Source organism: Terriglobus sp. ADX1 (genome assembly GCF_036877645.1).
Lineage (GTDB): Bacteria > Acidobacteriota > Terriglobia > Terriglobales > Acidobacteriaceae > Terriglobus.
On sequence record NZ_JAEDXV010000013.1, the window covers coordinates 68,790 to 95,584 of the forward strand.

A 26,795-nucleotide genomic window follows, 5' to 3' on the forward strand; every position below is an offset into this window, starting at 1 on the left:
AGAGATGGGAAAGTTTGAAGGAAGTTTAATAGGCGCCGGTCTGCTCAATGGGCAGACGCACCTGGATGCAGGTATCACCGGGCTTACTATGCAGCACGCTGAGTTGACCTTTGTGCTTGGTTACAACACGGTTTGCTGTATCCAGCCCAAGTCCAAGCGCCTGTCCGATGCCCTTTGTCGTGAAGAAAGGCTCGAAGATGCGCGAGCGGATTTCCGGATCAATGCCGGGGCCATTGTCACAGACTTCGACAAGTACCGTGCTGCCGCTAAGCGATGTACGGAGCGTCAACTTAGGCGCGTATGCTCTTTCGCACAGCGCCATAGCGTCCAGTGCGTTTTCAATCAGTGCAGTCCACACTTGATTCAACTCGCCACCGTAGGCCAGGATTTGCGGGACTTCTTCACCATAGCAACGATCTACTTCCACGGAACCCAGGCGCGAATTGAGCATGGCCAGTGTGTTGTCCAGCGCTTCCCGCAGATCAATCTCCTGGATGGGAGCCTGATCCATATAGGAATAGCCGCGGATCGCGGTGATGAGTTCAAAGATGCGGCGCGTTGAGTCGATGACCGCATCCGTCATGCGCTCAGCATTCATGCCAGAAGCAAACGACGCCAATGCAACGGTAAGAGCTTCTCCCTGAAGCACATTTGCAAGTGCGTCCAAATGCGATGTCTCAATGATCGTTTCGGCAATCACAGGAGCAATACGCCATGCGTCTTCTATCTGGTGCGCTTCCATCCAGCGCAGGAGAACATCTTCGCGCGCAGCAACATCCACTGCATCCGACCGCTGCGGACGTCCATCGGGTTGCAGCAGATGCTGCATGGACGCGATCCACTCGTTGTATGCAGTCTTGGTATCGCCACCAATACAAAGCGCGCCGAGCCGAAACTTCTGGTAGCCGTAGTTGCGTAGTTCCGTCCACAGATTGTTTGCGGCGGACCGAGCTGCAGAAGCAGGGTTGTTCAGTTCGTGCGACAGATTCGCAGCCAGCTTGCCGAGCGCATTCAGCTTCTCCGCCTGTTGTTCCATGCGCGTGACTTCGCGTGTGCGATCCAGCAGAGTGGAAACCACGATCTGCGTGAGTCCCGGAACAGCTTGCAGCATTTCCGGGAAAGAGCTCTCTTCAAAATCCAGTGTCCATACTTCGCCAGCAGCATAGCCGTCGCCGCCGTAGCTCTTCATGCGGCTGAAGGGGAGCTTGCCAGTGACGGCGCCACTGCGGCCAATGAAGAATGCCACAGGGCCGCTGGCACGGCGCACATGCACCTCACCCTGCAGAAGGATGGTCATGTGGTGAACCGGAGCGCCGCCGTGGAAGATGAGCGTGCCATCGTAGGCTTTGCGTTCTGTGCCGTGTTCGGCCAGCCATACAAGATCGTCGTGGCTGAGAGTATCCAGAGCCTTTACACGACGCAGCGCCGCGACACGATCGGGAACGCTGGTGGGCTGCTCCGGCGCAAGCTGCGCAAAAATCAGGTCATCCCCAGAAAGGGCACCGTTTGCCGGATTGGCGACTGCGGCGGTTGCCATGGTTCGCCTCCTGAGTCTTCAGGATATCGGATAAGCTGCGTTGCACCAGCAGATTGCGGCGAACGGCTACTTTTTTCGATTCAATGGTGAAACGTAAGCAGCGAGGGGAAGGTTCCCTGTTCTAGTCGTGGTGCGCCATCAAGTCACGTTGAGTGTGCGGTTAACAGCAACACCATGGACTGTCGAACATGCTTTAGTGCCCGTTTGTTGCCGTCCAGCCGGGTCAACATAAGTGCCCCTTCTAATGAAGCGATGATCGTGTCCGCAAGTTCAGCAGGATCAGTCGACTTGCTGATATCTCCATCGCGAATACCCTGGCGGATAATCGCGGCCATACGACGTCTCCAATCCGCAAACGCATCTCGCGCCAGATCGCGCAATGCTGCATTGCCATCGTCCGAATCAATGGCAGTGTTCATTAGCGGACAGCCTCCTTTCATGGGAGATGGTTCGCTTACGAAACGATCCATAATGTATCGAAGCTTGCCTATTGCTCCTGGGACGCCGTCAAGATCATCCGTACGCAATTTTCGAATTTCTGCAACAGAGAATTTGAAAGCCTCCGCTGCAAGATCTTCTTTTGATCCGAAGTACCGATAGATTCCACCCTTTTCCAGCCCAGTCGCTTCCATGATGTCCGCAACGGAACAGCCGGCGTAGCCTCGCTGATTGAACAAAGGCGCAGCCAGCTCCACAATGCGTTGCCGCGTCTCTTCACCCTTTGTCATACGATCCTCCTGCCATTCCTAAAAAAGACGAATCGGTCTCTTCCTCTATTTCATCAGATGCAGGAAAGAGACCGTACGGTCTTTTATGGGAGATGCCTCAAAATGAACTCCGAAGCTGTGGCCGTTCCTTCACAGCCTAATGCAAAGCGGCCTGCTGTAAATCCGTGGGTCGTGGCGCTGACCGTCACCCTGGCCACCTTTATGGAGTTGCTGGATACGTCGATTGCGAATGTGTCATTGCCGCATATCGCGGGTGGCCTTGGTCGGAGTTTCGACGAAGTGACTTGGGTGTTGACGACCTATCTGGTGGCTAATGCTGTCGTGCTTCCCATGTCGGCATGGCTTAGCCGTGTCTTTGGCCGCAAAAACTATTACATGGCCTGCGTTGCACTGTTTACTGTGACGTCACTGTTGTGCGGCATTGCTCCCACCCTGCCGTTCATGCTGATGGCGCGTATTTTGCAGGGAGTGGGAGGTGGCGGGCTGGCTCCCGTGGAGCAGGCCATTCTTGTGGATACCTTTCCACCCGCGAAACGTGCATCAGCCTTTGCGCTTTATACAGTCGCCATTGTCACTGCACCGGCCATTGGCCCAGTTCTGGGTGGATGGATTACGGACAACTATGACTGGCGCTGGGTCTTTCTCATCAACATCCCCATCGGGATTCTTTCGCTTTTTCTTACCAGCCGCTTTGTGCATGATCCGGAAAGCTTTGCCGCAGAACGCGCAACGGTTCATGGACCCGATGGACGACTGAAGGTGGATGGTGTGGGGATTGCCCTTATCGGACTTGGATCGGCTGCGCTGGAAGTGCTGCTAGACCGAGGCCAGATTGAAGACTGGTTTGGCTCACCGTTCATTGTGTGGATGGCAATCGCTGCGGTCCTTTGTCTTGGGTCTGCAGTGATATGGGAGTTGCGGCAAACTGACCCGGTGATTGACTTCCGTCTATTGAAGGTGCGGAATTTCGCCATCGCGTGTGCATTCTATTTCCTGTTTGGCGTGGGTCTATTTGCATCCACCACCCTGATACCGCAAATACTGCAATCGCTTTATGGATACCGCGCTATTGATGCTGGACTTGTTTTAGGACCTGGCGCGTTTGTGATTACCGTCCTCGCTCCTGTGGGTGCGCAACTTGTACAGCGACACATCATTCATCCACGCGTACTTCTGTTTGGCGCGGTCACTGTTGTTGGCTTGTCGTTCCTCCACTACAGCAGCTTTACTCTGCAGACGGATTACGCGCATTATGCATGGGCACGCGCATTTCAGGGCCTGGGCTATGCATTCTTCTTTGTGCCGTTAACCATGCTGGCTTATTCAGAGCTGAGGCCAGACCAGAACAATCGTGCCTCTAGCCTGACCAATTTCTTTCGTAACTGGGGTGGCTCTTTCGGAATTGCTTTTGCCACCGCGCTTGCGGAACGCCGCGAGAACCTGCACCAAAGCAACGTCGGTGCATGGTTGAACGGCTCTTCAGCGGCATTGCAAAATGCTGTGCAACAAACTACGGCTTATTTGCAGACGCACGGCTTCTCGCATGCGGATGCAGTCTCAGCTGCGTATGCACGCATCTATGCGCAGTTACAGGCGCAGAGCCAGTTACTAGCCTTTATGGATTGCTTCTTTCTCATTGGCGTTATGACTCTGGCTGCTGTACCGCTTCTGTTCCTTGTCCATAACTTCCGCGTGGGCGGTGGCGGAGGTGGAGCGCACTAAGTTACGGAATGGTGATTACGATCTTGCCAAAATGATCGGCCTTTTCGAGTGCGTGAAATGCCTCTTTTGCTCGTGCAAATTCAAATGTGCGGTCAATTACAGGATGGATGTCGTTGTCCGCAAACGTCTTTAATGACTCTGCAAGCATGGCACGCGATCCCACATAGATGCCCTGAACCCGAAGTGTCTTCATCAGGATCTGGCCAATATTCAAAGGCTGTTCCAGTCCTGTGAGCACACCAATAACGCTCACTTGAGCGCCGATGGCCGCGGAGCGAAGTGAAAGCGGCAGTGTGCCTGCGCCTCCAACTTCCAACACATGCGTCGCGCCAACCTTACCGGTGATATCTCGTACCTGCTTGTCCCAATCAGGATGATGACGATAGTTAATCGCATGGTCAGCACCCAGAGCGAGTGCTCGGCCCAGCTTGTCATCGGAACTGCTGGTGATGAGGATGCGTGCGCCGCGCTGCTTTGCAATCTGAAGACCGAAGATGCTGACGCCACCCGTGCCTAACAGCAATACCGTATCCTGCGGACCGATGTTCGCTGTGCTCACCAACGCATGCCATGCCGTAACTGCAGCGCATGGGAACGTGGCAGCTTCTGTGTAACTTAGCTTTTCGGGAATAGCGACGAGAGCGCGTTCCGGGAAAATCTGGTGCGTTGTCAGTGTGCCGTCGATTGCTCCACCCAATGCCGAAGCGGGTGCTGCAGCCGTTACAGGACCATCAATCCAATCGAGAAAGAACGGCGCCACCACGCGATCGCCCTTGCGGAATGCAGTGACTGCAGAGCCAACGGCAATCACCTCTCCTGCGCCATCAGAGCAGGGAATCCGCGGCTTTTGCACATGCGGGTCGTATCGCCCCTGCACCAGCATCAGATCACGATAGTTCAATGACACCGCGTGTATCTTCACCAGCACGTCATGGGGTGCAGGCTCGGGCAGCGTCACGTCATCAAAGGTCAATGCGTCAATGGAGAAGTCTCCACTCAGGCGAAGTGCGGTGGCAGTCATGTTCACTTGGATGCGTGAAGACAGAAAGACGCCTCACCGAAAGTGATGAGGCGTCCTGGATTCGTTGTGGATGTTTGCTTTAGTAGCCGACGGTGAAACGCTGGTTCAGGTGTTTCGGCGTTTCCAGCTCATTCACCAGCGCGGTGGCGTAGTCGTCAAACGAAATGCGGCTGGTGCCCTGCGCGTCTGCAACGAGATTGTCCGTATCCAAACGGAACTTGCCAGTACGCTCGCCGGGCTCGAAGAAGCCCGCAGGAGCAAAGTACGTCCAGGTGATGCCAGTGGAATTCTTCAGGCTGTTGTACAGCTTGATGTGCGTATCCACGATGGGAAGCCACGCCTCGGGCAGGTAGCCACTGTCACGCAGCGTTACGCCGGGAGCCACGAACAATCCGCCAGCGCCACCAACCACCAGCAGGCGCGGTCCGTTGTTTTGCTTGATCGCTTCCACCAGGTTTGCAGAGATGGGCAGCAGTGCGTCCGTGTTATCCAACGGTGGTCCAAGAGCGGAAACAACCGCATCTGCATTCGCATCCTTCAGAATCTGTGCGGTTTTGGCGACGTTCGTCAGGTCATCCTGCACCACGCTCACGTTCGCCTGCTTGTCTACGTTTTGCGGATTGCGAGCCACGGCAACAACCGTGTGACCGCGATCCACCAACTCCTTCAAAATCACCTTGCCGGATTTTCCTGTTGCACCGTAAAGAACAACCTTCATGACGAAACTCCTTTCGCAGCAGCACATTCTCTGCGCTTACAAACAATCAGATGTACTTCGATGTCGAAGGATTCATTACGAGTCCCAAAAGATAGGCCGCGGAGAAATTCTCCCGCGGCCCACCATTCTATTCCTTGTAGTTGAAGCGCTTATGCTTTTACGACCGTACCGTTTTCCACTTTCACGGGATCCAGGAAGGGCATGCTCTTGCGGAGCTCTGCGCCGACCTTCTCGATGGGGTGGTTGCGGTCCTGCTGACGGAAAGCTTCGAATTCCTTGCGACCGCTGTTCTGGTCTTCAATGAAGCGCTTCGCGAACGCGCCAGACTGAATGTCATCCAGCACAGACTTCATGGCCTTCTTCACTTCCGGCGTCACAATGCGCGGTCCGGTTACATAATCGCCCCACTCTGCCGTGTCAGAGATAGAGTAACGCATGTACTCCAGGCCGCCGCGGTACATCAGGTCGACGATGAGCTTCAGCTCGTGCAGCACTTCAAAGTAAGCCAATTCCGGTTGATAGCCTGCTTCAATCAGCGTTTCAAAGCCAGCCTTCACCAGAGCAGCGGTACCGCCGCAGAGAACAGCCTGCTCGCCGAAGAGGTCGGTCTCAGTCTCTTCGGTGAACGTGGTCTGCAGAACGCCTGCGCGGGTGCAGCCAATGCCCTTGGCATACGACAGAGCGAGTGCGAGTGCATTGCCGCTGGCATCCTGCTCCACAGCCACGAGACCCGGAACACCACCACCTTCGGTGAATACTTCGCGCACGCGGTGGCCTGGTGACTTCGGCGCAACCAACGACACGTCAACATCTGCAGGAGGCGTGATGGTACGGAAACGGATGTTGAAGCCGTGAGCAAACATCAGCGTCTTGCCTGCGCTCAGGCCCGGTTCCACTTCCTTGTACACAGCGGCTGCGGTCTGATCGGGAACCAGAACCATGATCACGTCAGCCCACTTTGCAGCGTCGGCCACGGAGAGCACTTCCAGGCCTGCAGCCTTTGCCTTCTCCGCGCCCTTGGAACCTGCGCGAAGACCAATCTTTACATCCACGCCGCTGTCCTTCAGGTTCAGCGCGTGTGCGTGGCCCTGCGAGCCATAACCAATGATGGCGACCTTCTTCGCCTGGATAAGGGAAAGGTCTGCGTCCTGATCGTAGTAAGTCTTTGCCATGATGTTTATTCGTCCTTTGCCGTGTATCTAAAAGTGTAGTCGTCGCTAGCGACGCGTGCGTGATGGTGTTATCGGAATTTCCGATGGCTTAAACATCGTGTTCCGCGAATTGATTTGGCAGCGCGTCCATGGGGTCCAACTCGCCGGGATCGCTAACCTGAAAAACGGTCTGATGTGCCTTGCTGCCAAGCGCCTTCATCACCTTGCCGCTGTGATGGCCACGACGCATGGCCATGCGACCGGTGCGGCTTACCTCAAGAATTTCGTACGAGCTTTCGCGCAGTACCTGGATGAGTCCTTCAATCTTGCTGGCGCTGCCGGTCATCTCCAGCATGACGCTCTCCGGTGCAAGATCGACAATGCGCGCGCGGAAGACCTGTGCCAGTTCGAAGATCTGCGTGCGTGAATGCACACCGTGCGGCGCGTTGGGGCCGGCGGCTACCTTAACCAGGCAAAGCTCACGAATGACTGCTTCGCTGCGGCCTACTTCATCCACATCGCGCGTAATCTCCAGCTTGTACAGCGATGCCTTCACGCGGAAGGCCGCGTTTTCAGGAGCATCGCAAACAATGGTCATGCGCGAAACATCTTCGCGTTCCGTCTCGCCTACGGTAAGCGAAACAATGTTGATGTTCAGGCGGCGAAACAGGGAAGCCACGCGCGTAAGGACGCCGGGCCGGTTATCAACGTGTGCGATGAAGGTGTGAAGCATAGTGCGTTAAACCTCTTCTCGGGTTGTGTTGCGCGGGTTAGCGAGGCGGTAAAGAACATGCCGCTGAAGGGCGTGACCGCTGGGAACGTTGGGGTGATCGAAGTCCAGTGATGCGTCATGATGCATGTCAAGCTTCTCCATGACATGACGCGATGGCTTGTTGTCTACGGCGGTAATCGCGACGACTTCAGCGAGGCCATGTTCTTGAAATGCCGAACGGACGATGGCGCGTGCGCCCTCGGTGGCGTAGCCACGGCCATGCTGCACGCGGTTCAGACGCCATCCAATTTCAACCGCAGGCTGAGGCAGATTCGGTACAGCGAAGCGCATCACCTGCATACCGATGATGCCTGCAAATTCGCCGGTGGAACGTACACGCGCAGCGAGGAAGGCAAATCCATGCTGTTCAAAGTGTGCGACGTAGCGTGTGAATGCTGCGTCGCTCTCTTCGCGTGTCATCGGTGAAACGAAGTAGGTCATCACGCCCGCATCGGCGTTCATGGCGGCGAAGTCATCGCGGTCGCTTTCGTCCAGTGGACGGAGCAGCAGCCGGTCAGTCTCAATCTGGAAAGTAGTGGTCACGCTGCCACCCTCTCCGCAGCTATACTCGTGCCACCATGCAGATCATTGATCATGTGTTGCTGCACGTGATCTTCAGCACACAGCGGCAGAAGCCGGTGCTGAAGGACGATGCGCTTCGCGCCGCTGTGCATGCGGCCATTCGCGACAGGCTCAGTCATTCTGAGAACATCTGCCTTGCGGTAGGAGGAACAGTCGACCATATTCACGTCGCACTGTTCCTTTCGCGCAAGATGACCGTGCACAAACTCGTCGATCATCTGAAGAAGGTCACGGTTCCCGTCGTTCGTCAGAGCGGTGAACCGAACGCCTTCTTCAAGTGGCAGCAGAGTTACATGGTCTTCTCGGTAGGCCTTGCAGACCGTGATGCACTCATCCACTACGTGCAAACGCAGGAAGACATCCATCGCACGCGAACCTTCCAGCAGGAATTGCTGGCGATGTTCGCGAAGTACGATGTCGGCTTCGACGAGCGTTTTGTGTGGAAGTGAATGCAACGCTTAGTCCTCGCTGGTTTCAATCAACGGGTTCGGACGGCGCACCATTTCATGCAAAGCGGATCCGGGCGCAATCATGGGATACACGCCATCTTCCTTCTCAACAGCGAAGTTGATCAGGTATGACGAAGTACCGGTGCGTGCCTTCGTAACGGTCGGCACAACATCCTTGCGCTCGGTGACGTGCGCGCCAGGAATACCATGCGCATCGGCAAGCTTCACAAAGTCTGGAGACAGAATCGGCGAGCAGGAATAGTTCTTGTCATAGAACGCCTCCTGCCACTGACGCACCATGCCCAGGAAGCCGTTGTTGATGACGGCGATGTTGATGTGCAGACCTTCCTGCTGAATGGTGGAAAGCTCGGCAGCGGTCATTTGGAAGCCGCCGTCACCGGCAATCATCCACACATCCTTCTCAGGGCATGCGATCTTCGCGCCAATGGCCGCAGGCAAAGCGAACCCCATGGTGCCAAGGCCCCCGCTGGTGACGAGTGAGCGCGAGTCTTCATGCTTGAAGTATTGCGCTTCCCACATCTGGTGCTGGCCTACGTCGGTTGCAATGATGGTGTTGCTCAGGCGTCCTGCCGCCTTCGCCTCCTGCCAGATGTCATTGATGACATGCGCGGCATATAGATGGCCGTTGTCGGGCAGGTTGATGATGTCACGCACACTGGCGTCGCCCTTCATCGCACGAATCTCTTCACGCCATTGCTTCGTGGCATCCTGCGTTGCTGGCGCACCGGTTGCGTCGATCAGCGGAGCCATCGTCTGCAACACCTGCTTCAAGTCGCCGATGAGGGCGACATCGACCCGCACATTTTTGTTGATCTCACTGGGATCAATCTCAATGTGAATCTTCTTCGCGTTGGGTGCGTAGTGAGCCAGGTTGCCGGTCACGCGATCGTCAAAGCGCATACCGAATGCGAGCAGAAGATCCGCGTTCTGAATTGCATTGTTCACCCACGATTCACCGTGCATACCCATCATGCCCAGCGCCAGCGGATGTGAGGCAGGGAAGGCACCAAGGCCAAGCAGAGTGGTTGCGACAGGAATTTTGTGGCGCTCTGCAAAGGCCAGCACTTCAGCCTCCGCTTCGGAATGAATGATGCCGTGACCTGCAAGAATCACAGGGCGGGAAGATGCACGCATCAGCTCAATCGCCTGCTGCATCTCTTCCGAGTCGGCCTTCAACATGGGGTGCGGACGATAAGCGCGCGGCTTCGACCTCTCGAAATCGAACGTGCACGCAGCCTGCTGCGCATCCTTCGTAATGTCCACCAATACGGGGCCAGGGCGCCCACTGCGCGCAATCTGGAAGGCTTCACGAACAACTGCGGCAATATCCTCTGCCTTGGTGACGACGAAGTTGTGCTTCGTAATCGGCAGTGTGATGCCAGTGATGTCTACTTCCTGAAACGCATCGCTGCCCAGCACCTTGGAAGCAACCTGGCCCGTGATGGCAACCATGGGAATGCTGTCGAGCATGGCAGTGGCAAGACCCGTAACAAGGTTCGTTGCACCGGGGCCACTGGTGGCCATGCATACGCCTACTTTGCCACTGGCACGTGCGTACCCATCGGCCATGTGCGATGCGGACTGCTCATGCCGCACCAATACATGGTGAATGGTGGGAAACTTGCGCAGCGCGTCATAGATGGGAAGAATGGCTCCGCCGGGATAGCCAAAGACCGTGGTGACGCCCTCACCCGCAAGTGTGGCCCACAGGATTTCTGATCCGGTGAGAGTGGGGGCGTGATGGGCAGTGTTCGCTGTGTCGCTCATGCGTGCGGCTCCTGCTGGTTCCTTGCTGTGGTGTGCCTGCATTCACAGGCACACCCATGGTTCATAAGTACTTCGTTAGGAAAGCTAATTGGTCACTGCGCCAAGGCTGGCGGAGCTTACCGTGTTGGCATATTTCGAGAAGACACCGCGCTTGTAACGTGGTTCAGGCTTCGCGAAGTTCGCCTTACGCTTTGCCAGTTCCTCGTCACTGATCTCCACGCGAAGCTGACGATTATTAATGTCGAAGGTGATTAGATCGCCCTCCTGCACGAAGGCAATGGGACCAGCGTCGTAAGCTTCGGGAGCAACGTGACCTGCCATGAGTCCACGCGTTGCGCCGGAGAAACGCCCGTCGGTCAAAAGTGCAACTGTTTCGCTCAGTTCTGGAATGCCCTTGATGGCCGCAGTCACGGCGAGCATTTCACGCATACCCGGCCCACCCTTCGGACCTTCGTAGCGAATCACGCAGACGTCATTCGGCTTAATCTCGCCCCGCTCCACTGCTGCGAAGCAATCATCCTCGCGATCGAAAACGCGCGCCGGGCCCTGGTGGAATAGGCGGTTGTGACCTGCAACCTTGATCACGCAACCTTCCGGTGCAAGATTGCCCTTCAAGATCACGAGACCGCCAGTTTCCTTGAGAGGCTTGTCGATGGGATAGATCACAGGCTGACCCGGTGTCTCGTGGGCAGCCTTCGCTTCTTCGCGGATCGACTTGCCGGTTACGGTGATGTTGTTGCCGTCAATCAAACCGGCATCCAGCAAACGCTGTGCCAATACGCGCGAGCCACCTGCATCCTGATAGTCCTTCGCCGCATACTTACCGCCGGGCGACAGATCGCAGATGTGCGGTGTGCGCTCGTTGATGGCATTGAAGTCATCAATGGTGAAAGGGATCTTGTACTCGTGTGCAATAGCCAAAAGATGCAGCACTGCATTGGTGCTTCCACCGCTGGCGCAGACCGCAGCATAGGCATCTTCGATTGCCTTGCGCGTCACAATCTGCGACGGCTTTAGATTCTTACGTGCCAGATCCATCACCAGACGACCAGCTTCGCGCGATGCCGCAGCTTTCTCTGGCGACATGGCAGGAACACCCGTGATCTGAATCGGTGAGATGCCAAGGAACTCACCAGCCATGGCCATGGTGTTTGCCGTGAACTGACCACCGCAAGCGCCGGGGCCGGGGCATGCAGCAGCTTCTACGGCTTCAAGCTGATCATCGTTGATGGTGCCAGCAGCGTGCGAGCCGATAGCTTCAAACACGCTAAGGATGGTGATTTCCTTCACCGTGCCATCTGGCTGCGGCAGCTTGCCGGGTGCAATGCTGCCGCCGTATAGCATGAGGCCAGGGATGTCGAGACGGCCAAGCGCCATGATGGCAGCGGGCATGTTTTTGTCGCAGCCCGCAATGCAAACCAAGCCGTCAAAGCTGTTAGCGCGTGCTACCAGTTCAATGGAGTCGGCGATGACTTCGCGCGACACCAGCGAAGCCTTCATGCCTTCAGTACCCATGGTGATGCCGTCGTGCACGGTGATGGTATTGAATTCCATCGGTGTGCCGCCTGCTTCGCGAATGCCTTGCTTTACGGCCTCTGCCACCTGGCGCAGGTGGAAGTTGCAGGGACCCACTTCGGTCCATGTGTTTGCAATGCCGATGATGGGCTTATGTAGATCGTCCTTGGAAAAACCAACGGACCGGAAGTAGCTGCGCGCAGCCGCGCGATTGGGGCCTTCAGTAAGGACGATGGAATTACGTTTGCCGGGATCGAGTTCGTTGCTCACTTCGTTCTCTTTCTGTAGTTATGCAGCCGTTTTAGGCGCGGACCAGAATTCGTTATCGTGTTTCGCTTCAAAATCGTTCAACGCATCCACATGACGCAGCGTCAGACCGATGTCATCAAGCCCATTCAGCAGGCAGTACTTGCGGAAGGGATCAATCTCAAAGTGTGCAGAGAAGCCATGCTCGTCGGTGACGGTCTGCGCTTCCAGATTCACCGTGACCTTGTTATTCGGATCTTCGGTGCAATGCGTCATCAGCGCGGTGACGTCCTCTTCGCTGAGGCGCACAAGGATGATGCCGTTCTTACCTGCATTGGAAAAGAAGATGTCTGCGAATGTGGGGGCAATCACTGCGCGGAAGCCGTACTGAAAGATCGCCCACGCAGCGTGTTCACGCGACGATCCGCAGCCAAAGTTCTTCTCCGCAATCAGAATCTCAGCGCCCTGATACTCCGGCTTGTTCAGCACGAACTCTTTGTTCGGCGAAACATCATCCGGAACGTCAAGGTTGTAGCGCCAGTCGTAGAACAGAAAGTCGCCATAGCCAGTGCGCTCAATGCGTTTCAGGAATTGCTTCGGAATAATTTGATCCGTGTCGATGTTGGGCAGCGGCAACGGCATCGCTTTGCTGGTGAGTACGTTGATTGGCTCCATTAGCGCGCCTCCTTCTTCCACTTACGAATGTCGGTGAAGTGCCCGGTAATTGCGGCAACAGCGGCCATCTCCGGCGAAACAAGATGCGTGCGTCCGCCGCGTCCCTGACGACCTTCAAAGTTGCGGTTCGATGTGGAGGCGCAACGCTCACCGGGTTGCAGAATGTCCGGATTCATTCCCAGGCACATGGAGCAACCGGGTTCGCGCCACTCAAAGCCTGCATTTTTGAAGATCACATCCAGACCTTCTTCTTCGGCCTGCTTCTTCACATGTTGTGAACCGGGAACGACCATCGCACGAACCTTCGTGGCAATGTGGTGTCCCTTAATAACTTCCGCAGCGGCGCGTAGATCCTCAATGCGGCCGTTCGTGCAAGAGCCAAGAAAGACGGTGTCAATCTTGATCTCTTCCATCGGCGTACCGGGCTTCAGATCCATGTATTCGTAGGCCTTGGCGAAGCTCTTGCGATCAGCCTCTGTCGGTGCATCATCCAGCGTTGGCACTTTGCCATCAATGGTGGCGTGCATCCCGGGCGATGTCCCCCAAGTGACTGCAGGAGCGAGTGTCGCGGCATCGATAAACAATTCGCGATCAAAGACAGCGCCTTCATCCGTGGGCAGCGTCTTCCAGTGCGCCACAGCTTCTTCCCAGGCCTTGCCTTCCGGCGAGAAACGGCGACCCTTCAGATACGCAAAGGTCGTTTCATCCGGCGCAATCATGCCAGCGCGAGCGCCAGCTTCAATGCTCATGTTGCACACCGTCATGCGGCCTTCCATGCTGAGCGCACGGATAGCGGAACCTGCATACTCAATCGCATAGCCGGTTGCACCATCGGTGCCAATGCGGCCAATGATGTCCAGGATGATGTCCTTCGCCGTGACGCCAAAGGGAAGCTCGCCATCCACGGTGATGCGGAAGGTCTTCGGCTTGGGCTGCGACAGCGTCTGAGTAGCCATCACATGCTCTACTTCGCTGGTGCCAATGCCAAACGCCAGCGCGCCGAAAGCTCCGTGCGTGGACGTATGCGAATCGCCACACACAATCGTCATGCCCGGCTTGGTTGCTCCAAGCTCCGGCCCAATCATGTGCACAATGCCCTGCGAGGCATCCTGCACATCGAAGAACTCAATGCCGAATTCCTTGCAGTTCTTGCGCAGCGCATTTACCTGCGCAGCGCTGATCTGGTCGGCAATGACAAGGCGATCGGCCGCACTGGTGGTGGGAACGTTGTGATCCACGGTTGCAATGTGGCGATCTGGACGGCGCAGCTTGCGGCCTGTCATGCGCAGACCATCAAAAGCCTGTGGCGAAGTTACTTCATGTACAAGCTGCAGATCGATGTACAGGATGGCAGGTTCGCCTTCCGGTTCTGCAACCAGATGCTGCTGCCAAACTTTTTCAAACAGTGTCTTTGGTGCGGACATTGTGGCTTACCTCTGGGGCAAAAGCCCGGTGTTGCTGAATGTTGTGTGCGGCTTCGAAGAAGCCGGGTTTAGGAAGCTGCAGCTCCAAGTTCAGCCGTAACCTGATCCAGAATCAGTTGGCCCATCTTCGACGTGCTGACAGTTTGCTGTCCGGCAATGTCGCCGCGTGCAATATCGGTGGTGCGATAGCCCGCTTCCAGTACCTTCACGACAGCGTCTTCAATAATCTTTGCTTCAGCATCCAGACCAGCGGAATGACGCAGAACCAGCGCAGCGGTAAGGATCGCGCCAATCGGATTTGCCTTGCCCTGGCCTGCAATATCCGGTGCGGAGCCATGTACGGGTTCGTACAGATTCACCTTGCCGCCAAGCGTTGCAGAGGGCAGCATGCCCAGCGATCCGGTGATGACGCCACTCTCGTCAGAGAGGATGTCGCCGAATAGATTCTCCGTAAGCACCACATCGAAGTCACGCGGACGGTTCATCAAGTGGATCGCCATGGAATCCACCAACTGATGCTCCAGCGTCACAGTGGGATAATCCTTCGCAACTTCCGTCACAACGGCACGCCACAACTGCGAGCACTCCAGCACGTTTGCCTTGTCAACGCTGGTGACCTTTTTCTTATCGCGCTTTGCAGCGATATCGAATGCGATCTTGGCAACACGTTCCACTTCATGACGCGTATAGACCATCGTGTTGTGCGCGCGGTCCGTGGTCTTGTCCCATGCGCGCGGCTGGCCAAAGTAAAGTCCGCCAAGAAGCTCACGGACAAAGAGAATATCCACGCCTGCGGTGATTTCAGGGCGTAGCGGGGAGTTGTCGGCAAGTGCCTTGTACGCCGTTGCAGGACGCAGGTTCGCAAAGCCGCCAAGCTCTGCGCGAATCTTTAGCAGACCTGCTTCCGGACGCTCACTGGGCGGAAGGGAATTGAACTTGTTGTCACCTACAGCGCCGAGGAGCGCAGCATCGCTGGCCAGCGTTTCCTTCAGCGTCTCTTCCGGCAGTGGTGTTCCGTGCGCATCAATCGCCGCGCCGCCGATCAGCAGCGACTTGTAGGTAAAAGTGTGTCCACCAGCGGCTGCAACGGTGTTCAGCACGTTCACTGCTTCGTTGGTAACTTCCGGGCCGATGCCGTCACCGGCGAGGAGTGCAATCTTCAGATTCATCGTGGTCGAAACTTTCCTTGCAAAATGGTTGCGAATCGCACCGGAACGCATGGTACCTGCGCGTGATGAAGTGGCTAGGAGAAGGAATTAAACAGTAGCTGCCTGCGGCACAAGCGCTGCAATGTCCTGATCGTAGATATCTTTCTTGCGATCAGCCAGAGCAGTAAAGCGCGTGTACACCTGATCCAGTTCTTCCTTGTTCAGGTTGAATCCCAGTTCCTTAAGGCGATGTTCCAGCGCACGGCGTCCGCTGTGCTTGCCCAGCACAATCGTGTTGGAGTTCACACCAAAGTGCGCGGCCGACATGATCTCGTATGTCAGCGGATTGGCCAGCACGCCGTGCTGATGAATGCCGCTGGCGTGCGCAAACGCATTCTTGCCCACAATCGCCTTGTTCGGCGAAGGTGTGAACGAAATGATCTCGTCCAGCATGCGGCTTGTCGGTCCAATCTGATCCAGCACCAGATGATTGGTGTATGGAAACACGTCGTTACGAATCTTCAGGATGGCTGCGACCTCTTCCAGCGAGGCATTGCCTGCGCGCTCACCAATGCCATGCATTGCCACTTCTACCTGACGTGCGCCGCCCTGCAGGCCAGCCACCGTGTTGATTACGGCAAGGCCAAGGTCGTCATGGCAGTGTGTGGAGAAGATGATTTTGTCTGCATTGGGGATACGGCTGCGAACCATTTCAAACATGGCGCGGTATTCCGCAGGCGTGGAATAGCCCACGGTATCCGGCAGGTTGATGGTCGTTGCGCCTGCGTCGATTGCTGCCTGCACGATCTGGATCAGAAAATCCGGATCAGAACGTGTGGCATCTTCCGCGGAAAACTCTACGTCGTCGGTATAGGTCTTCGCCAGACGAACGCATTCGGCTGCCTGATCCAGTGCCTGTTGACGCGTGATGCGCAGCTTCGCTTCCAGGTGCAGATCACTGGATGCGATGAAGGTGTGAATGCGATTGGACGCGGCCGCCTCAACGGCTTTTCCGGCGCGTTCAATGTCAATGGTCTTGCAGCGGGCCAGCGCGGCAATGCGCGGACCTTTCACTTCGCTTGCAATCGCGCGGACAGACTCAAAGTCGCCGTCAGACGCGATGGGGAAGCCGGCTTCAATAATGTCCACGCCAAGCGATGCAAGCTGGTGTGCAAAGCGGAGCTTCTCCGCATGGTGCATGGTGCAGCCCGGTGATTGTTCACCGTCACGCAGCGTTGTGTCGAAGAAATACACGCGATCCGAAGCAGTGCTCATGATTTTCCTCTGAGACACAGTATAGCGATAAGGAATCCTTATATGCAGTGATAGCGTCATCAGAAGTGCTTATAGTGGAGAGAGCGGCCGGATTGAGTGTCGGCTTCTTCGGAGATGCGCCGTGGACCTGTTTGCCCTGGAAACCTTTCTCGCTGTGGCGGAAGAGCGCAGTTTTTCTCGCGCTGCCGTCCGTTTGCATCGTACGCAACCTGCTGTCAGTCAGGCTATTTCAAAGCTGGAAGGTGAGCTTGGCGAGGCGCTTTTTGACAGGGCTGCGCGTGACGCCTCGCTTACGGATGCAGGGGAAGTCCTTCGTGAATACGCGCAGAAGCTGCTGAATCTCCGTGTGGAAGCAAGGCATGCCCTGGGGGAATTGCGCAGCCTGCATCGCGGCAGCCTGAACCTTGCCGCCAACGAATACACCTGTCTTTATCTGCTGCCCGTGCTCGATCGTTTTCGGCGGGTACATCCACGGGTCAAGGTCAGCGTGCAGCGTAGTCTGGCCAGCCGTATTCCGGATGAGGTGCTTCTGCATTCGGTTGAGATTGGAGTACTCAGCTTTAAGCCAGAGGATCGCGCCCTGAAATCGATCGTGGTCTATCGGGATGAGCTCGCCTTTGTGGTCAATCCGAGGCACACGATGGCGAAAACGGAAGAGGTCTCGATTCGAGATCTGGGTGGGCAGCACTTTGTCGCGCACAATGTGCCGTCACCCCAACGCGACAAGGTGTTTGAGGCCTTCCGCCGACATCGTACGAATCTTCTCATTGATGTGGAATTGCCCAGCCTGGAGGCGGTCCGCCGGTTCGTGGAGCTGGGGAACGGTGTGGCACTGGTCCCTGCGCTGACGGTAGAGCGAGAGCTGCAGTCCGGTGCCCTGACACGCGTTCGAGTCAAAGAACTGCAGATGGAACGTAAACTGAGACTGGTGCATCGACGTGAGGCGAACCTGTCTCATGCCGCGATCGAGTTTCTACGTGGTGTCCGAGAGTACTCGGAGGCCACTGGTGGGTCTTACTGTTTTCTTCCAGAACGGAGCGATTAGGCCTCCGAGCGGAAGGAAAGTTTCATTTCTGCAAGATTCGCTGCTCACCGAATGGCAGTGCCGCAGTCCTAACAGGTACAATCAGAAGCTGTACGTCCTCTGCGCGCGCCCGAACGGCGCCACACCGAACGACGTTGAGGTTGGTCATACGAATGAAGAAGACGATGTGGATGTGCGCCCTGCTCGCTGGCGCGTTAGCGGCTCATGCTCAGGAGAGCCGGCAGGATGTAAGCATCAGCGCTTTGGGGAATATTCCTCCCCAGGTCAACGGACGCGGTATTCAGGTCAATGCAGATATGGCATTGGGCGCGCTGGCAAGCTACCGGTTTATGCTCACACCGCGTAGCGCTCTGGAAGCCAACTACAGCTTCTCGCAGTACATGACGCAGCTGCGGAATACGAGCTTCAATACCTACCAGATTCACACGCGCCAGCAGGAAGTTTCCTTTGGCTACGTGTATAGCCGCAACTACCGTAACTACAATCCGTTCGCGGAAGTCGGTATTGGCGCGTACGTCTTCTCGCCCATTCGCGATTACGACACGCAGTCGCTGGATGCCAAGCGGCAGTTAAGCCTCGGCGGCTTCTTCGGTGCCGGTGTTGCTTATGAAATCAGCCCCAGCTACGACATCCGCATCGGCTATCGCGGTGCAGTTGTAAAGACGCCCAGCTTCAAGCTGCCGTCAGACGCGTACAACACGGGCCGCTACGAAGTGATCTCCATGCCGACGCTCGGTGTTGCATACCACTTCTAAACGTCTCATCAATTCAATAAGAAAGCCCCGGAGCAATCCGGGGCTTTCTTGTTGCTGAATTGTTTCAGCAGTGACTAGTGGAAGTGATATGCCACACCAACGCTGACCGCCTGCGGGGATAAGGAACTGTTGGTCATGCCCGGAACGCCAGGAAAGCTAAACCAATGCTGGTACTCATAATCTCCGCGGAGGTTTATAGCGCGCGTGAGGTGATAATCCACACCACCGCCAAAGGCCATCAGATTGTAAGCGAGGTTATCACCATAGAGGATGCCGCCCTTAGGAAAATTGATTACGCCTCGGCCATAAGAGGCTCGCGCGTAGGGAACGAACCCCCGCTTGCGAGTGATGATGTACCGTCCGCCCAGCTCGTAGGTACGTTCATACAGAGAGTTGCCATTTCTGCTGTCTGCTTGGCGAAAGTTAAATTCCGCGCCCCAATGAGGCAAAAAATCATACGTAGCGTAAGCACCATAGCCGATGAGATTTTGGCCATAGTCTGGCCGGACGAAGGTGAAATATCCGCCCACCTGAAGATCGGCGTTGCGATAAGCGGTGGCGGTGGATGCCTGGCCATTCGCGCGTGCCGTAAAGAATTGTGAGCACAGGAATACGGTGGCAAGCACCGCGGCAAACTTAGCTTTCTGCATTCGTAGCGGCAAGAGGGACTCCTTTGTGCTGTAGCTCATTTTTATTGGGCTTTTTTAACTCGGCCCTTGTACACATCATGGGAGCTTACAGAGAGGGGCAAACAGGTTTGACCTGAAGGCCTTGGGTTTGACGATCTTGGGGAACGCGTCTGAGCCGGACGAGTAGGGTATCCACTCGTCCGGCTCGACCCACTATTGTCGGGGAGCCGGCGGGTTCGCCGTTCCCGTTGTGCCAGCCGCTGGGGCGGGCGTCAAAGTTGTATCTGCTGGAGGTGCTCCTGCAGAAGGTTGAGCCTGTGCCGGTGCTGCTGTTGTGCCGGTGCCTGCTGCCGGAGCGCTCACGGCGTTGCCGTTTGCGTCAGTGGTTGCAGTAGCGCCTGCTGCGGCTGCCGCCGCTGCACCTGCTCCCGCAGCATCCGCTGAAGGCTTGTAGTAGCTCAGCTTCAGGTAGATCGGCGTAACTTCGAACGGCATCTTATCGCGCGAGGACAACAGGGGTTCGTAGGATGCATGCATCTGCACCACCTGATCGGTCCACGGGTCAAAGCGCAGGAAGGACGACAGTGGCATGGCCGCATTCTGCTTCAGGTCGTTCGGGTCAAGCTTCGGACCTTTGCCGATCAGCGGTTGGAGCCAGAAAGTATTTGTCTTTACATCCTTGACCAGCGAATCGCCGACCATCGGGTCGTTCAACGCAGTAAGAGCCTTTGAACGAACCTGCAGCTGTGCCAGATACAGACCGAACTGGCTTGCTGCCTCGTTCAGTTCCTTTGGCTGCAGCAATTCCAGCGTCTTCTTCGCTGCCTCTTCGTTGTCCTTATCCGTGTGGTGCATCGGGATCTTCTGGAACGTTGAGGTATCCGGGAAGAGCAGACGATCGTTGAACGCATACTTCGTGTCCAGACGATGTCCCTGGAGGATGTGCGCTACCTGGAACGCAATAATCGCGTACAGGTTGTTCACCTGCTCGTTGTTATTGCCCGGTACAGCTGTGGTATCGATCAGGCCTTTCGACAGCACAATCGTGTTGCCAATAGCTAGTGATTCCAGCGGTTCGGTCAGCAGGGTACGCACACGGATGGGGCGTGCCACCTGAATGTTGTTGTAGGCAAGAATATTTCCTGCAACCTGTTCCAGAATCTTGTCGAAGTCGGAAGGAGCATCCAGCAATCCAGCCTGGAAAAGGCGGTTCACAACGTTATCTTCTGCCTGCTGAACCCACGCACGCTGTGCGCCGAGTGGCGAAACATCCTGCGCATCGTTCGAGACGTCGGTTGCGCCCTGCACTTCCACATCCACGTTCTCGGCATCGCTTGTGGGAACCTTCAGAGCGTATCCCCAAACGTGGTTCACTGCTTTGAACTTCACGGTGTTTTCCGTGCTCTTCGAATCGCTCTCTTCTACGTAGAACGACGTCGGCAGCCACAGATTCTCCTGCACATTGGTGCGCCAGGAATCGAAGTGGTAGTACTCGCGGAAGTCTCGTTCGCTACCGGCAAAGGAACCGTTGAAGCGGATGATATTGCCATTCCGGCGCTCTACCCAGATGCGGCCAAAGAAGCGGCCACGGGTGTTGCCCTTGGCGGGTTCCACGTCGAACACCATCGTGGGGACCGAGCCGAGAAAATCATTGCGCACGAAGCCGAAGTTGTAGTTCGTCTTGTCGAATCCGTGGGCATCCACCAGGATCATCTGGACAAAGCCCACCTCATTAAACTGCAGATGGAACTGTTTGTTGAGGGTGGTGATGTAGGAGAAGGAATTCTTGAAGAATCCCATCTTGCCCTTTGCCTTGTGGTTATCCGTGGTTTCGTAGGTTTCTCCGTTGAGAACCTTCTTGAACTCCACGCGACCCAGGAAGTGCTGATCGGAGACGGGGACCTGCAGAAGCGCCGGATCGGGCTTCATGTTCTGGATGTAAGTCTCAACGAGCGGCGCGCGTTCCTGAATGACTTTAATGACTTCCTGCTCGCGAGCAATGGCCTTGTCCAGGAGAGCGGACTGTGCCGGGCTTAGCTTGCGTGCGGGTAGATCATCTTTTTTCTTCTTGCTCAGGATCGGAAAAGCAGCCAGTGCCGGCATCGCCGATGCGGTAAGAAGCGTAGCGGCAACACCCGCGATGCAAGACCTGCGAAGGTTCCTCATGGTTTGGACGGCTCCTATGAAGTCCCGGGTAGGGAACTGTTTCAGCGTACAAAATCTAACCGGAAATTGGATCAGAATCTCTTACCGGATGGTGGGAGATTCTGTCTGTTTAACCGGCGAGCTGGAAGTTAATGTTGACCACGCCATCCCAATCGGTCGGTTGACCATTGGCCATTGCGGGTTGGAAACGCATGCCCTGTACGGCTCTCACCGCAGCTTGATCCAGGCCATGGCCAAGACCGCTCTGAACTCCCAGTACGGAAACAGCTCCGGATGCTGAGACGTGAATTTTGATGTAAACGGTGCCTTCTAAACGCAGGCTCCGCGCTTCTTCTGTGTACTCCGGCTTCGGCTTATAAATCACCTTCGGCGCACTCTTGGCCGGACCGGTGCTCACCTGAGTCTGAGAAATTGCCGGAGGCGTGGGGCCCTTGGCGATTGCAATGGCGCCTACAGGCTTTGCCGTGAGGGGACCAGTGCCTCCAGGGACGCCGGTGCTGATGCCCTTGATGGGCTGTGCGCCCCTATCGTGGCCACCCATCTGGCCATTCGGCGATCCCGAACCAGCAATGGCAATCTTCGACGGCGGACCAAAGCCGGTGTTGCCTGCTGGCATGCCCGGCGCACCGCTATGTCCCAGGTTCACGGGCGACACGGCAGGGCCGCTGGTGTTGTTGATCGGATTGGTCATGTTGCCCAGGCGCACTGCAGACGGATGCGCGTCGTGGTTCGGCACGGAGGCAGCTTGCGCAATGCTGATCGCCACAGGCTTCGGCGCAGGAGGAGGCGTCACGGCCTTCGGCGGCGCAGGCGTAATGATGGGCTGAGCCTTCAGAACGGGCTGCGGCTGAACCTTTGGCGGCTCCGGAACCTCAATCTTCGGAACGTTCGGCTGAATCTTCGGCGGTTCCACCTTCACGATAGGCGGCTTTGGAAGCTTCGGCGGCGGAACCGGCTTCGGTGGTTCCGGTGGCTTCACGTTGTTGAAGGTGATGGTTTTCTCAACATGTTGTTCCACGACACGTTTCGCCGTTAGAACGCTGATCCAGATGAGGAGCGCAGCTAGAGTGGTGTTGATGAAAAATGCCGCGAGGAAGCGATTCTTGCGCTTCCCTGAATCTTCCATCACGCCAAAAGTTTTAAAGGCTAAATCCCTTTGCGAAAGGAATGGTGCGTCTGCCGGAGATGCAGTCTGGACCCCGGGCACACGATTCCGCTCGTGATCAGGCACTTTGTTTGCCATACGTAGTGCAATCCTCAAAAGTTCAGTTTCAATAGGCGATGACCGGAGTCTTGGGTCCGCCTTGGACCTGTTTGGAGCAGGTTTCTTGTGTGCGCCGTTCTTACGGTCGCGTTCGTTCTACGAATGGCGCTTCCACTTGGTGCATCCGGGAGGATGAATTGAGTGTAAGGCAGGGCAGCGCCGGAACTTATCAAAATCATAAGCGACCCGGACCCGAATACGATCAAAATCCGATTCACTTTCACGCAAAATCAATGTCCAGAACTCCCTCCATAACTCCAACAGGGGATGAGACGGTGAAAATACCAAAAACGTACACATACCTATGCAAGAATCGTTGGTAACGTTGTATTCCCATCGGCGAGTGACGATAAATCCATGAATTATTTGGTTACCGGCGGTGCCGGATACATTGGCGGCACAGTGAGCCGCCTGCTGCTGGAACGCGGCCATCGTGTGACGGTTTATGACAATCTTTGCCACAGTAAGAAGGAAGCGCTCCCTCCGGCTGCAACTTTTGTGGAAGGCGACATCGCAGATGCAAATTTACTGACCCGCACCCTCCGCGAAGGTCAGTTTGATGGCGTACTGCATTTTGCCGCTCTCATCGAAGCGGGCGAAAGCATGAAGCGTCCCGATCTCTACTTCCGTAACAACACCGCGGGTACGCTCACCCTGCTGGAATGCATGCAGCAGACCGGCACGCAGCGCCTTGTGTTCTCGTCCACTGCAGCCTGTTATGGCGAACCCAAGCGCGCTCCCATCGAAGAGACGGACGACCTGAATCCCACCAACGCCTATGGAGAAAGCAAGCTCCTCAGCGAATACATGATGCGTTGGTTCTCTGAGCGTATGGGCCTTCGTTACGCTGCTCTTCGTTACTTCAATGTGGCGGGAGCGATTCCCGGTTACGGCGAAGCACACGAGCCAGAGAGCCACCTGATCCCGCTGATTCTCGATACCGCCCTCGGCCTGCGCGACAACATCCGCATCTACGGTGAGGACTATCCCACGAAGGACGGCACCTGCGTCCGCGACTACGTCCACGTGGCCGATCTTGCAGAGGCACATATTCTGGCGATGGATTCGCTCGCTAACCAGCAGAGCGCCATCTATAACATCGGCAATGGTCAGGGCTTTACCGTGCGCGAGGTGATTGAGAGCGCACGCCGCGTTACAGGTCGCGAGATCCCCGTCATTGTGGAAGCGCGTCGCCCGGGCGATCCTGCGGTGCTCGTCGCCAGTTCGTCGAAGATTCAGCGCGAACTGGGATGGGCTCCCAAGTTCGATCAGCTCGACGCGATTCTCGCCACAGCATGGGATTGGCACCAGAAGCTTCGCGCTGTTTCGAAGTAGCCGCAAGGATGTAGGCTGGCGGCATGCTGCATGACATGTTGCACGTGCCCCTGCCCATCCTGGAGAAGATTCTCCGTCCCATCATCGTGTACATCACGCTGATACTTCTGCTCCGCGTTTTTGGCAAACGCGAACTGGCGCAGTTGAACCCATTTGATCTGGTTGTTCTGCTGTCGCTGTCAAACACGGTGCAGAACGCCATCATTGGTGAAGACAATTCGCTGCTGGGTGGCCTGATTGGAGCGATGGCATTGCTTGCCGCCAACTGGTCTCTGAACCGTCTTCTCTTCGCGATGCCGAAGCTTAATAAAGCTCTGCAGGGAAGCAGCAGGACACTCATTCGCAATGGCAAGGTGGATGAAGATGCCATGCGCGATGAAATTCTCACCCACGAGGAACTGGTGGAAGTTCTGCATAAGCAGAGCGTACGAGGATTCGCCGATGTGAAGGAATGTACGTTGGAGCCCGGTGGCACGTTTTACGTGGAGACGCGCGAAGAAAGTTTTCCCAGCGCGCGACACCAGGAAATTTTGCGAAAACTGGATGCATTGATGGAAGAAGTAAAGACGCTGAAGCAGGCGTGATTACTTCTTCGCTTCCATCTTTTTCACTTTTGCCAGTTCTTCATGCCAGCGCTTGGGCTTGATCGCTAAAGCCATGTCGCGTAGCGCCTCTCGGTAGCCGCCCATGTATATGGAATACATCACTGCCAGCGCGCATCCCACGCCAAACATAAATCCAAGGGCAACGCCGATTAGCGTGGAGATGGCAAATCCATACATGAAGAAAGCCTACCAAGTACAGCATATTGGTGGCGATTCGTAGTTTCGGCATGGCCAGTCGTGTTGTTGGCAACGTAGAATGTCGCGCATGGCTGTTGAAACAACCATCGCTTCCTCTTCCTTCGAGTCGTCCCTTCGCGAAGACCGCATTTTCCCACCCCCCGCCGAGTTCGCATCGCAGGCCAGCATCCGTTCCCGTGAGCAGTACGACGCGCTCTATCGTCGCTCCATTGAAGACAGTGATGGCTTCTGGGCGGAACAGGCACAGCTGCTCGACTGGTTCAAGCCCTTCCATACCGTGTTGGAGTGGGATGCTCCTCATGCCAAGTGGTTCACTGGCGGCACGCTGAACCTTTGCTACAACGCAGTGGATCGTCATGCGCAGGGCGCTCGCGCTTCCAAGACAGCACTGATCTGGGAAGGCGAGCCGGGTGAAGTTCGTTCGCTTACCTATGCAGAACTACATATTGAAGTGCAGCGCTTCGCCAATGTGTTGAAGAACCTTGGTGTGAAGAAGGGCGACCGTGTCGCCATCTACATGGGCGTCTCGCCAGAGATTGTTTTGGCTGTGCTGGCCTGCGCGCGACTTGGCGCAGTGCATAATGTCGTCTTCGGCGGCTTCGCAGCTCACGCGCTCGCGGACCGCATGGCCGACTCGGAATGCCGCGTGCTTATCACGCAGGACGCAGGCTTCCGTCGTGGACAGGAAGTTCCTCTGAAGTCCATCGCAGATGAAGCTGTGGCACGCACACCCGGCGTGGAGCATGTGCTGGTCTATCGCCGTAGCGGACGCGAGGTTCCCATGAAGGAAGGCCGCGACCACTGGCTGCACGAAGAGCTGGCCAAGGTCAGCAGCGAATGCCCCGCAGAGCCCATGGATTCGGAAGATCCGCTCTTCATCCTGTACACCAGCGGCACCACCGGCAAGCCCAAGGGATTAGTTCACACCACGGCGGGATACGGCCTGGGAACGCTCCTCACATCGAAGTACATCTTCGACCTGCAGGAGCAGGACGTGTACTGGTGCACAGCAGACGTGGGTTGGATCACTGGCCACAGCTACGTCGTGTATGGTCCGCTGTTGAACGGCGCTACGGCTCTTCTCTATGAGGGCGCGCCGAACTGGCCTGAAGTCGATCGCTTCTGGGATATCGTCGATCGGCACAAGGTTTCCATCTTCTACACTGCGCCCACAGCCATCCGTGCATTCATGAAGTGGGGCACAGAGCATGTGCGCAAACACTCACTCTCCACGCTGCGTCTGCTGGGTACGGTGGGTGAGCCCATCAATCCGGAAGCCTGGATGTGGTATCACCGCGAAATCGGCCACGAACGTTGCCCCATTGTGGATACGTGGTGGCAGACGGAAACGGGCTCCATCATGATTGCGCCCATCCCCGGCGCAGTCGCCACGAAGCCCGGTTCTGCCACACTTCCATTCTTCGGTGTACTGCCGGAGATTGTCACCAAGGAAGGTGAGCCTGTTCCTCTGGGACACGGTGGATTGCTGGTGATCCGCAAGCCATGGCCTGCCATGGCGCGCACCATCTACGGCAATCCGGAACGCTATCAGGCTGCCTACTGGAGCGAAATTCCCGGCAGCTACTTCACCGGCGACGGCGCACGTCGCGATGAAGATGGTTACTTCTGGCTGATGGGCCGCGTGGATGACGTGTTGAACGTCAGCGGACATCGTCTGGGCACCATGGAAATCGAATCGGCCTTGGTGGCACATACCAAGGTGACCGAAGCCGCGGTTGTTGGCCGTCCCGATGATCTGAAGGGCGAAGGCATTGTTGCTTTCGTTTCTGTCTGCGACGGCATTGAAGTGGACAAGGTTCTTGAGGACGAACTGAAGAAGTTTGTTGCGAAAGAAATTGGTGCGCTCGCGCGTCCTGATGAGATTCGCTTCACGCAGGCGCTTCCCAAGACGCGTTCCGGCAAGATCATGCGCCGTCTGCTGCGCGAACTGGCTGCAACAGGCGACGTAAAGGGTGACACCACTACGCTCGAAGACTTCAGCGTGGTTGCCAAACTGAAGGAGAAGGACGAGGAGTAATCACTCCTC

Annotated in this window: 24 protein-coding genes; 7 read left to right on the top strand and 17 right to left on the bottom strand. The window is 56.3% G+C overall.

Going from position 1 to position 26,795, the window contains the following annotated elements:
* Positions 1–25: 25 nt before the first annotated feature.
* Positions 26–1,537 carry a sensor histidine kinase gene (locus JAO32_RS10540; RefSeq protein WP_334240074.1) on the bottom strand — a complete coding sequence of 504 codons (1,512 nt, stop codon included), beginning with the start codon at positions 1,535–1,537 and terminating at the stop codon, positions 26–28.
* A 143-nt stretch (positions 1,538–1,680) separates the two neighbouring features.
* Entirely contained in the window at positions 1,681–2,265 is a 585-nt protein-coding gene (locus JAO32_RS10545) for a TetR/AcrR family transcriptional regulator (protein ID WP_334240077.1), read from the bottom strand.
* Between the two features lie 102 nt (positions 2,266–2,367).
* Here JAO32_RS10545 and JAO32_RS10550 point away from each other — a divergent pair, with 102 nt between their 5' ends.
* Complete coding sequence (locus JAO32_RS10550; RefSeq protein WP_334240079.1) at positions 2,368–3,987, top strand: DHA2 family efflux MFS transporter permease subunit; 1,620 nt, start codon at positions 2,368–2,370, stop codon at positions 3,985–3,987.
* Between the two features lies 1 nt (position 3,988).
* Here JAO32_RS10550 and JAO32_RS10555 read toward each other — a convergent pair whose 3' ends face one another.
* The 5 genes from JAO32_RS10555 to JAO32_RS10575 form a co-directional block, all read right to left on the bottom strand.
* The gene (locus JAO32_RS10555; protein WP_334240081.1) at positions 3,989–5,008 is read right to left on the bottom strand and encodes a zinc-dependent alcohol dehydrogenase family protein; all 1,020 of its coding nucleotides are present in this window, start codon (positions 5,006–5,008) and stop codon (positions 3,989–3,991) included.
* A gap of 79 nt (positions 5,009–5,087) precedes the next feature.
* Positions 5,088–5,726 carry an NAD(P)-dependent oxidoreductase gene (locus JAO32_RS10560; RefSeq protein WP_334240083.1) on the bottom strand — a complete coding sequence of 213 codons (639 nt, stop codon included), beginning with the start codon at positions 5,724–5,726 and terminating at the stop codon, positions 5,088–5,090.
* A gap of 149 nt (positions 5,727–5,875) precedes the next feature.
* Positions 5,876–6,898 carry a ketol-acid reductoisomerase gene (gene ilvC / locus JAO32_RS10565; RefSeq protein ID WP_334240085.1) on the bottom strand — a complete coding sequence of 341 codons (1,023 nt, stop codon included), beginning with the start codon at positions 6,896–6,898 and terminating at the stop codon, positions 5,876–5,878.
* An 88-nt stretch (positions 6,899–6,986) separates the two neighbouring features.
* A complete protein-coding gene (gene ilvN, locus JAO32_RS10570; protein ID WP_334240087.1) occupies positions 6,987–7,610 on the bottom strand; it encodes an acetolactate synthase small subunit in 624 nt (207 codons plus the stop codon).
* 6 nt (positions 7,611–7,616) lie between these two features.
* Positions 7,617–8,192, bottom strand: coding sequence for a GNAT family N-acetyltransferase (locus tag JAO32_RS10575; RefSeq protein WP_334240089.1), 576 nt, complete (start codon positions 8,190–8,192; stop codon positions 7,617–7,619).
* Positions 8,193–8,227: 35 nt separating this feature from the next.
* Between JAO32_RS10575 and JAO32_RS10580 the strand changes: the two genes are divergently transcribed.
* Complete coding sequence (locus JAO32_RS10580) at positions 8,228–8,680, top strand: transposase (RefSeq protein ID WP_334240091.1); 453 nt, start codon at positions 8,228–8,230, stop codon at positions 8,678–8,680.
* 9 nt (positions 8,681–8,689) lie between these two features.
* Here the strand turns inward: JAO32_RS10580 and ilvB are convergent, their stop codons facing one another.
* The 6 genes from ilvB to JAO32_RS10610 form a co-directional block, all read right to left on the bottom strand.
* Positions 8,690–10,468, bottom strand: coding sequence for a biosynthetic-type acetolactate synthase large subunit (gene ilvB, locus JAO32_RS10585; RefSeq protein ID WP_334240094.1), 1,779 nt, complete (start codon positions 10,466–10,468; stop codon positions 8,690–8,692).
* Between the two features lie 84 nt (positions 10,469–10,552).
* On the bottom strand, positions 10,553–12,253 hold the full coding sequence (ilvD, locus tag JAO32_RS10590) for a dihydroxy-acid dehydratase (RefSeq protein WP_334240096.1): 1,701 nt from the start codon (positions 12,251–12,253) through the stop codon (positions 10,553–10,555).
* An 18-nt stretch (positions 12,254–12,271) separates the two neighbouring features.
* Positions 12,272–12,904: a 3-isopropylmalate dehydratase small subunit gene (leuD, locus tag JAO32_RS10595; RefSeq protein WP_334240098.1), complete on the bottom strand. Its 633-nt coding sequence runs from the start codon at positions 12,902–12,904 to the stop codon at positions 12,272–12,274.
* Positions 12,904–14,328, bottom strand: a complete 1,425-nt coding sequence (leuC, locus tag JAO32_RS10600) for a 3-isopropylmalate dehydratase large subunit (protein ID WP_334240100.1) — start codon at positions 14,326–14,328, stop codon at positions 12,904–12,906. Before leuC ends, leuD begins: the two co-directional genes overlap by 1 nt.
* Before the next feature lie 68 nt (positions 14,329–14,396).
* On the bottom strand, positions 14,397–15,497 hold the full coding sequence (gene leuB / locus JAO32_RS10605) for a 3-isopropylmalate dehydrogenase (RefSeq protein WP_334240102.1): 1,101 nt from the start codon (positions 15,495–15,497) through the stop codon (positions 14,397–14,399).
* 87 nt (positions 15,498–15,584) lie between these two features.
* Complete coding sequence (locus tag JAO32_RS10610) at positions 15,585–16,751, bottom strand: 2-isopropylmalate synthase (RefSeq protein ID WP_334240104.1); 1,167 nt, start codon at positions 16,749–16,751, stop codon at positions 15,585–15,587.
* A gap of 121 nt (positions 16,752–16,872) precedes the next feature.
* Here JAO32_RS10610 and JAO32_RS10615 point away from each other — a divergent pair, with 121 nt between their 5' ends.
* Entirely contained in the window at positions 16,873–17,796 is a 924-nt protein-coding gene (locus JAO32_RS10615; RefSeq protein ID WP_334240106.1) for a LysR substrate-binding domain-containing protein, read from the top strand.
* 152 nt (positions 17,797–17,948) lie between these two features.
* On the top strand, positions 17,949–18,551 hold the full coding sequence (locus JAO32_RS10620) for an outer membrane protein (RefSeq protein ID WP_334240107.1): 603 nt from the start codon (positions 17,949–17,951) through the stop codon (positions 18,549–18,551).
* 74 nt (positions 18,552–18,625) lie between these two features.
* Here JAO32_RS10620 and JAO32_RS10625 read toward each other — a convergent pair whose 3' ends face one another.
* From JAO32_RS10625 to JAO32_RS10635, 3 genes are all read right to left on the bottom strand, one after another.
* Entirely contained in the window at positions 18,626–19,240 is a 615-nt protein-coding gene (locus tag JAO32_RS10625) for an outer membrane beta-barrel protein (protein WP_334240109.1), read from the bottom strand.
* Between the two features lie 153 nt (positions 19,241–19,393).
* A complete protein-coding gene (locus JAO32_RS10630) occupies positions 19,394–21,346 on the bottom strand; it encodes a hypothetical protein (protein WP_334240112.1) in 1,953 nt (650 codons plus the stop codon).
* Positions 21,347–21,455: 109 nt separating this feature from the next.
* Positions 21,456–22,472 carry a TonB family protein gene (locus JAO32_RS10635; protein ID WP_334240114.1) on the bottom strand — a complete coding sequence of 339 codons (1,017 nt, stop codon included), beginning with the start codon at positions 22,470–22,472 and terminating at the stop codon, positions 21,456–21,458.
* Between the two features lie 495 nt (positions 22,473–22,967).
* Here JAO32_RS10635 and galE point away from each other — a divergent pair, with 495 nt between their 5' ends.
* Both galE and JAO32_RS10645 read left to right on the top strand, forming a co-directional pair.
* Positions 22,968–23,945, top strand: coding sequence for a UDP-glucose 4-epimerase GalE (gene galE, locus JAO32_RS10640; protein ID WP_334240116.1), 978 nt, complete (start codon positions 22,968–22,970; stop codon positions 23,943–23,945).
* 23 nt (positions 23,946–23,968) lie between these two features.
* A complete protein-coding gene (locus JAO32_RS10645; protein WP_443082588.1) occupies positions 23,969–24,529 on the top strand; it encodes a DUF421 domain-containing protein in 561 nt (186 codons plus the stop codon).
* Here JAO32_RS10645 and JAO32_RS10650 read toward each other — a convergent pair whose 3' ends face one another.
* Complete coding sequence (locus JAO32_RS10650) at positions 24,530–24,727, bottom strand: hypothetical protein (RefSeq protein ID WP_334240120.1); 198 nt, start codon at positions 24,725–24,727, stop codon at positions 24,530–24,532. It lies immediately after the preceding gene.
* Between the two features lie 88 nt (positions 24,728–24,815).
* On the opposite strand from JAO32_RS10650, the gene acs reads away from it, so the two are divergent.
* Entirely contained in the window at positions 24,816–26,786 is a 1,971-nt protein-coding gene (acs, locus tag JAO32_RS10655) for an acetate--CoA ligase (RefSeq protein ID WP_334240122.1), read from the top strand.
* Positions 26,787–26,795: the final 9 nt, after the last annotated feature.

Excerpts from the sequence above, each read along its gene's own strand:
- JAO32_RS10540 (WP_334240074.1), bottom strand. The coding sequence starts at position 1,537 with ATGGCAACCGCCGCAGTCGCCAATCCGGCAAACGGTGCCCTTTCTGGG.
- JAO32_RS10610 (WP_334240104.1), bottom strand. The coding sequence starts at position 16,751 with ATGAGCACTGCTTCGGATCGCGTGTATTTCTTCGACACAACGCTGCGT.
- JAO32_RS10550 (WP_334240079.1), top strand. The coding sequence starts at position 2,368 with ATGAACTCCGAAGCTGTGGCCGTTCCTTCACAGCCTAATGCAAAGCGG.
- ilvN (WP_334240087.1), bottom strand. The coding sequence starts at position 7,610 with ATGCTTCACACCTTCATCGCACACGTTGATAACCGGCCCGGCGTCCTT.
- acs (WP_334240122.1), top strand. The coding sequence starts at position 24,816 with ATGGCTGTTGAAACAACCATCGCTTCCTCTTCCTTCGAGTCGTCCCTT.
- JAO32_RS10635 (WP_334240114.1), bottom strand. The coding sequence starts at position 22,472 with ATGGAAGATTCAGGGAAGCGCAAGAATCGCTTCCTCGCGGCATTTTTC.
- JAO32_RS10545 (WP_334240077.1), bottom strand. The coding sequence starts at position 2,265 with ATGACAAAGGGTGAAGAGACGCGGCAACGCATTGTGGAGCTGGCTGCG.
- JAO32_RS10620 (WP_334240107.1), top strand. The coding sequence starts at position 17,949 with ATGAAGAAGACGATGTGGATGTGCGCCCTGCTCGCTGGCGCGTTAGCG.
- JAO32_RS10625 (WP_334240109.1), bottom strand. The coding sequence starts at position 19,240 with ATGAGCTACAGCACAAAGGAGTCCCTCTTGCCGCTACGAATGCAGAAA.
- leuD (WP_334240098.1), bottom strand. The coding sequence starts at position 12,904 with ATGGAGCCAATCAACGTACTCACCAGCAAAGCGATGCCGTTGCCGCTG.
- JAO32_RS10560 (WP_334240083.1), bottom strand. The coding sequence starts at position 5,726 with ATGAAGGTTGTTCTTTACGGTGCAACAGGAAAATCCGGCAAGGTGATT.
- JAO32_RS10555 (WP_334240081.1), bottom strand. The coding sequence starts at position 5,008 with ATGACTGCCACCGCACTTCGCCTGAGTGGAGACTTCTCCATTGACGCA.
- JAO32_RS10630 (WP_334240112.1), bottom strand. The coding sequence starts at position 21,346 with ATGAGGAACCTTCGCAGGTCTTGCATCGCGGGTGTTGCCGCTACGCTT.
- ilvB (WP_334240094.1), bottom strand. The coding sequence starts at position 10,468 with ATGAGCGACACAGCGAACACTGCCCATCACGCCCCCACTCTCACCGGA.
- leuC (WP_334240100.1), bottom strand. The coding sequence starts at position 14,328 with ATGTCCGCACCAAAGACACTGTTTGAAAAAGTTTGGCAGCAGCATCTG.
- JAO32_RS10580 (WP_334240091.1), top strand. The coding sequence starts at position 8,228 with ATGCAGATCATTGATCATGTGTTGCTGCACGTGATCTTCAGCACACAG.
- ilvC (WP_334240085.1), bottom strand. The coding sequence starts at position 6,898 with ATGGCAAAGACTTACTACGATCAGGACGCAGACCTTTCCCTTATCCAG.
- JAO32_RS10650 (WP_334240120.1), bottom strand. The coding sequence starts at position 24,727 with ATGTATGGATTTGCCATCTCCACGCTAATCGGCGTTGCCCTTGGATTT.
- leuB (WP_334240102.1), bottom strand. The coding sequence starts at position 15,497 with ATGAATCTGAAGATTGCACTCCTCGCCGGTGACGGCATCGGCCCGGAA.
- galE (WP_334240116.1), top strand. The coding sequence starts at position 22,968 with ATGAATTATTTGGTTACCGGCGGTGCCGGATACATTGGCGGCACAGTG.
- JAO32_RS10645 (WP_443082588.1), top strand. The coding sequence starts at position 23,969 with ATGCTGCATGACATGTTGCACGTGCCCCTGCCCATCCTGGAGAAGATT.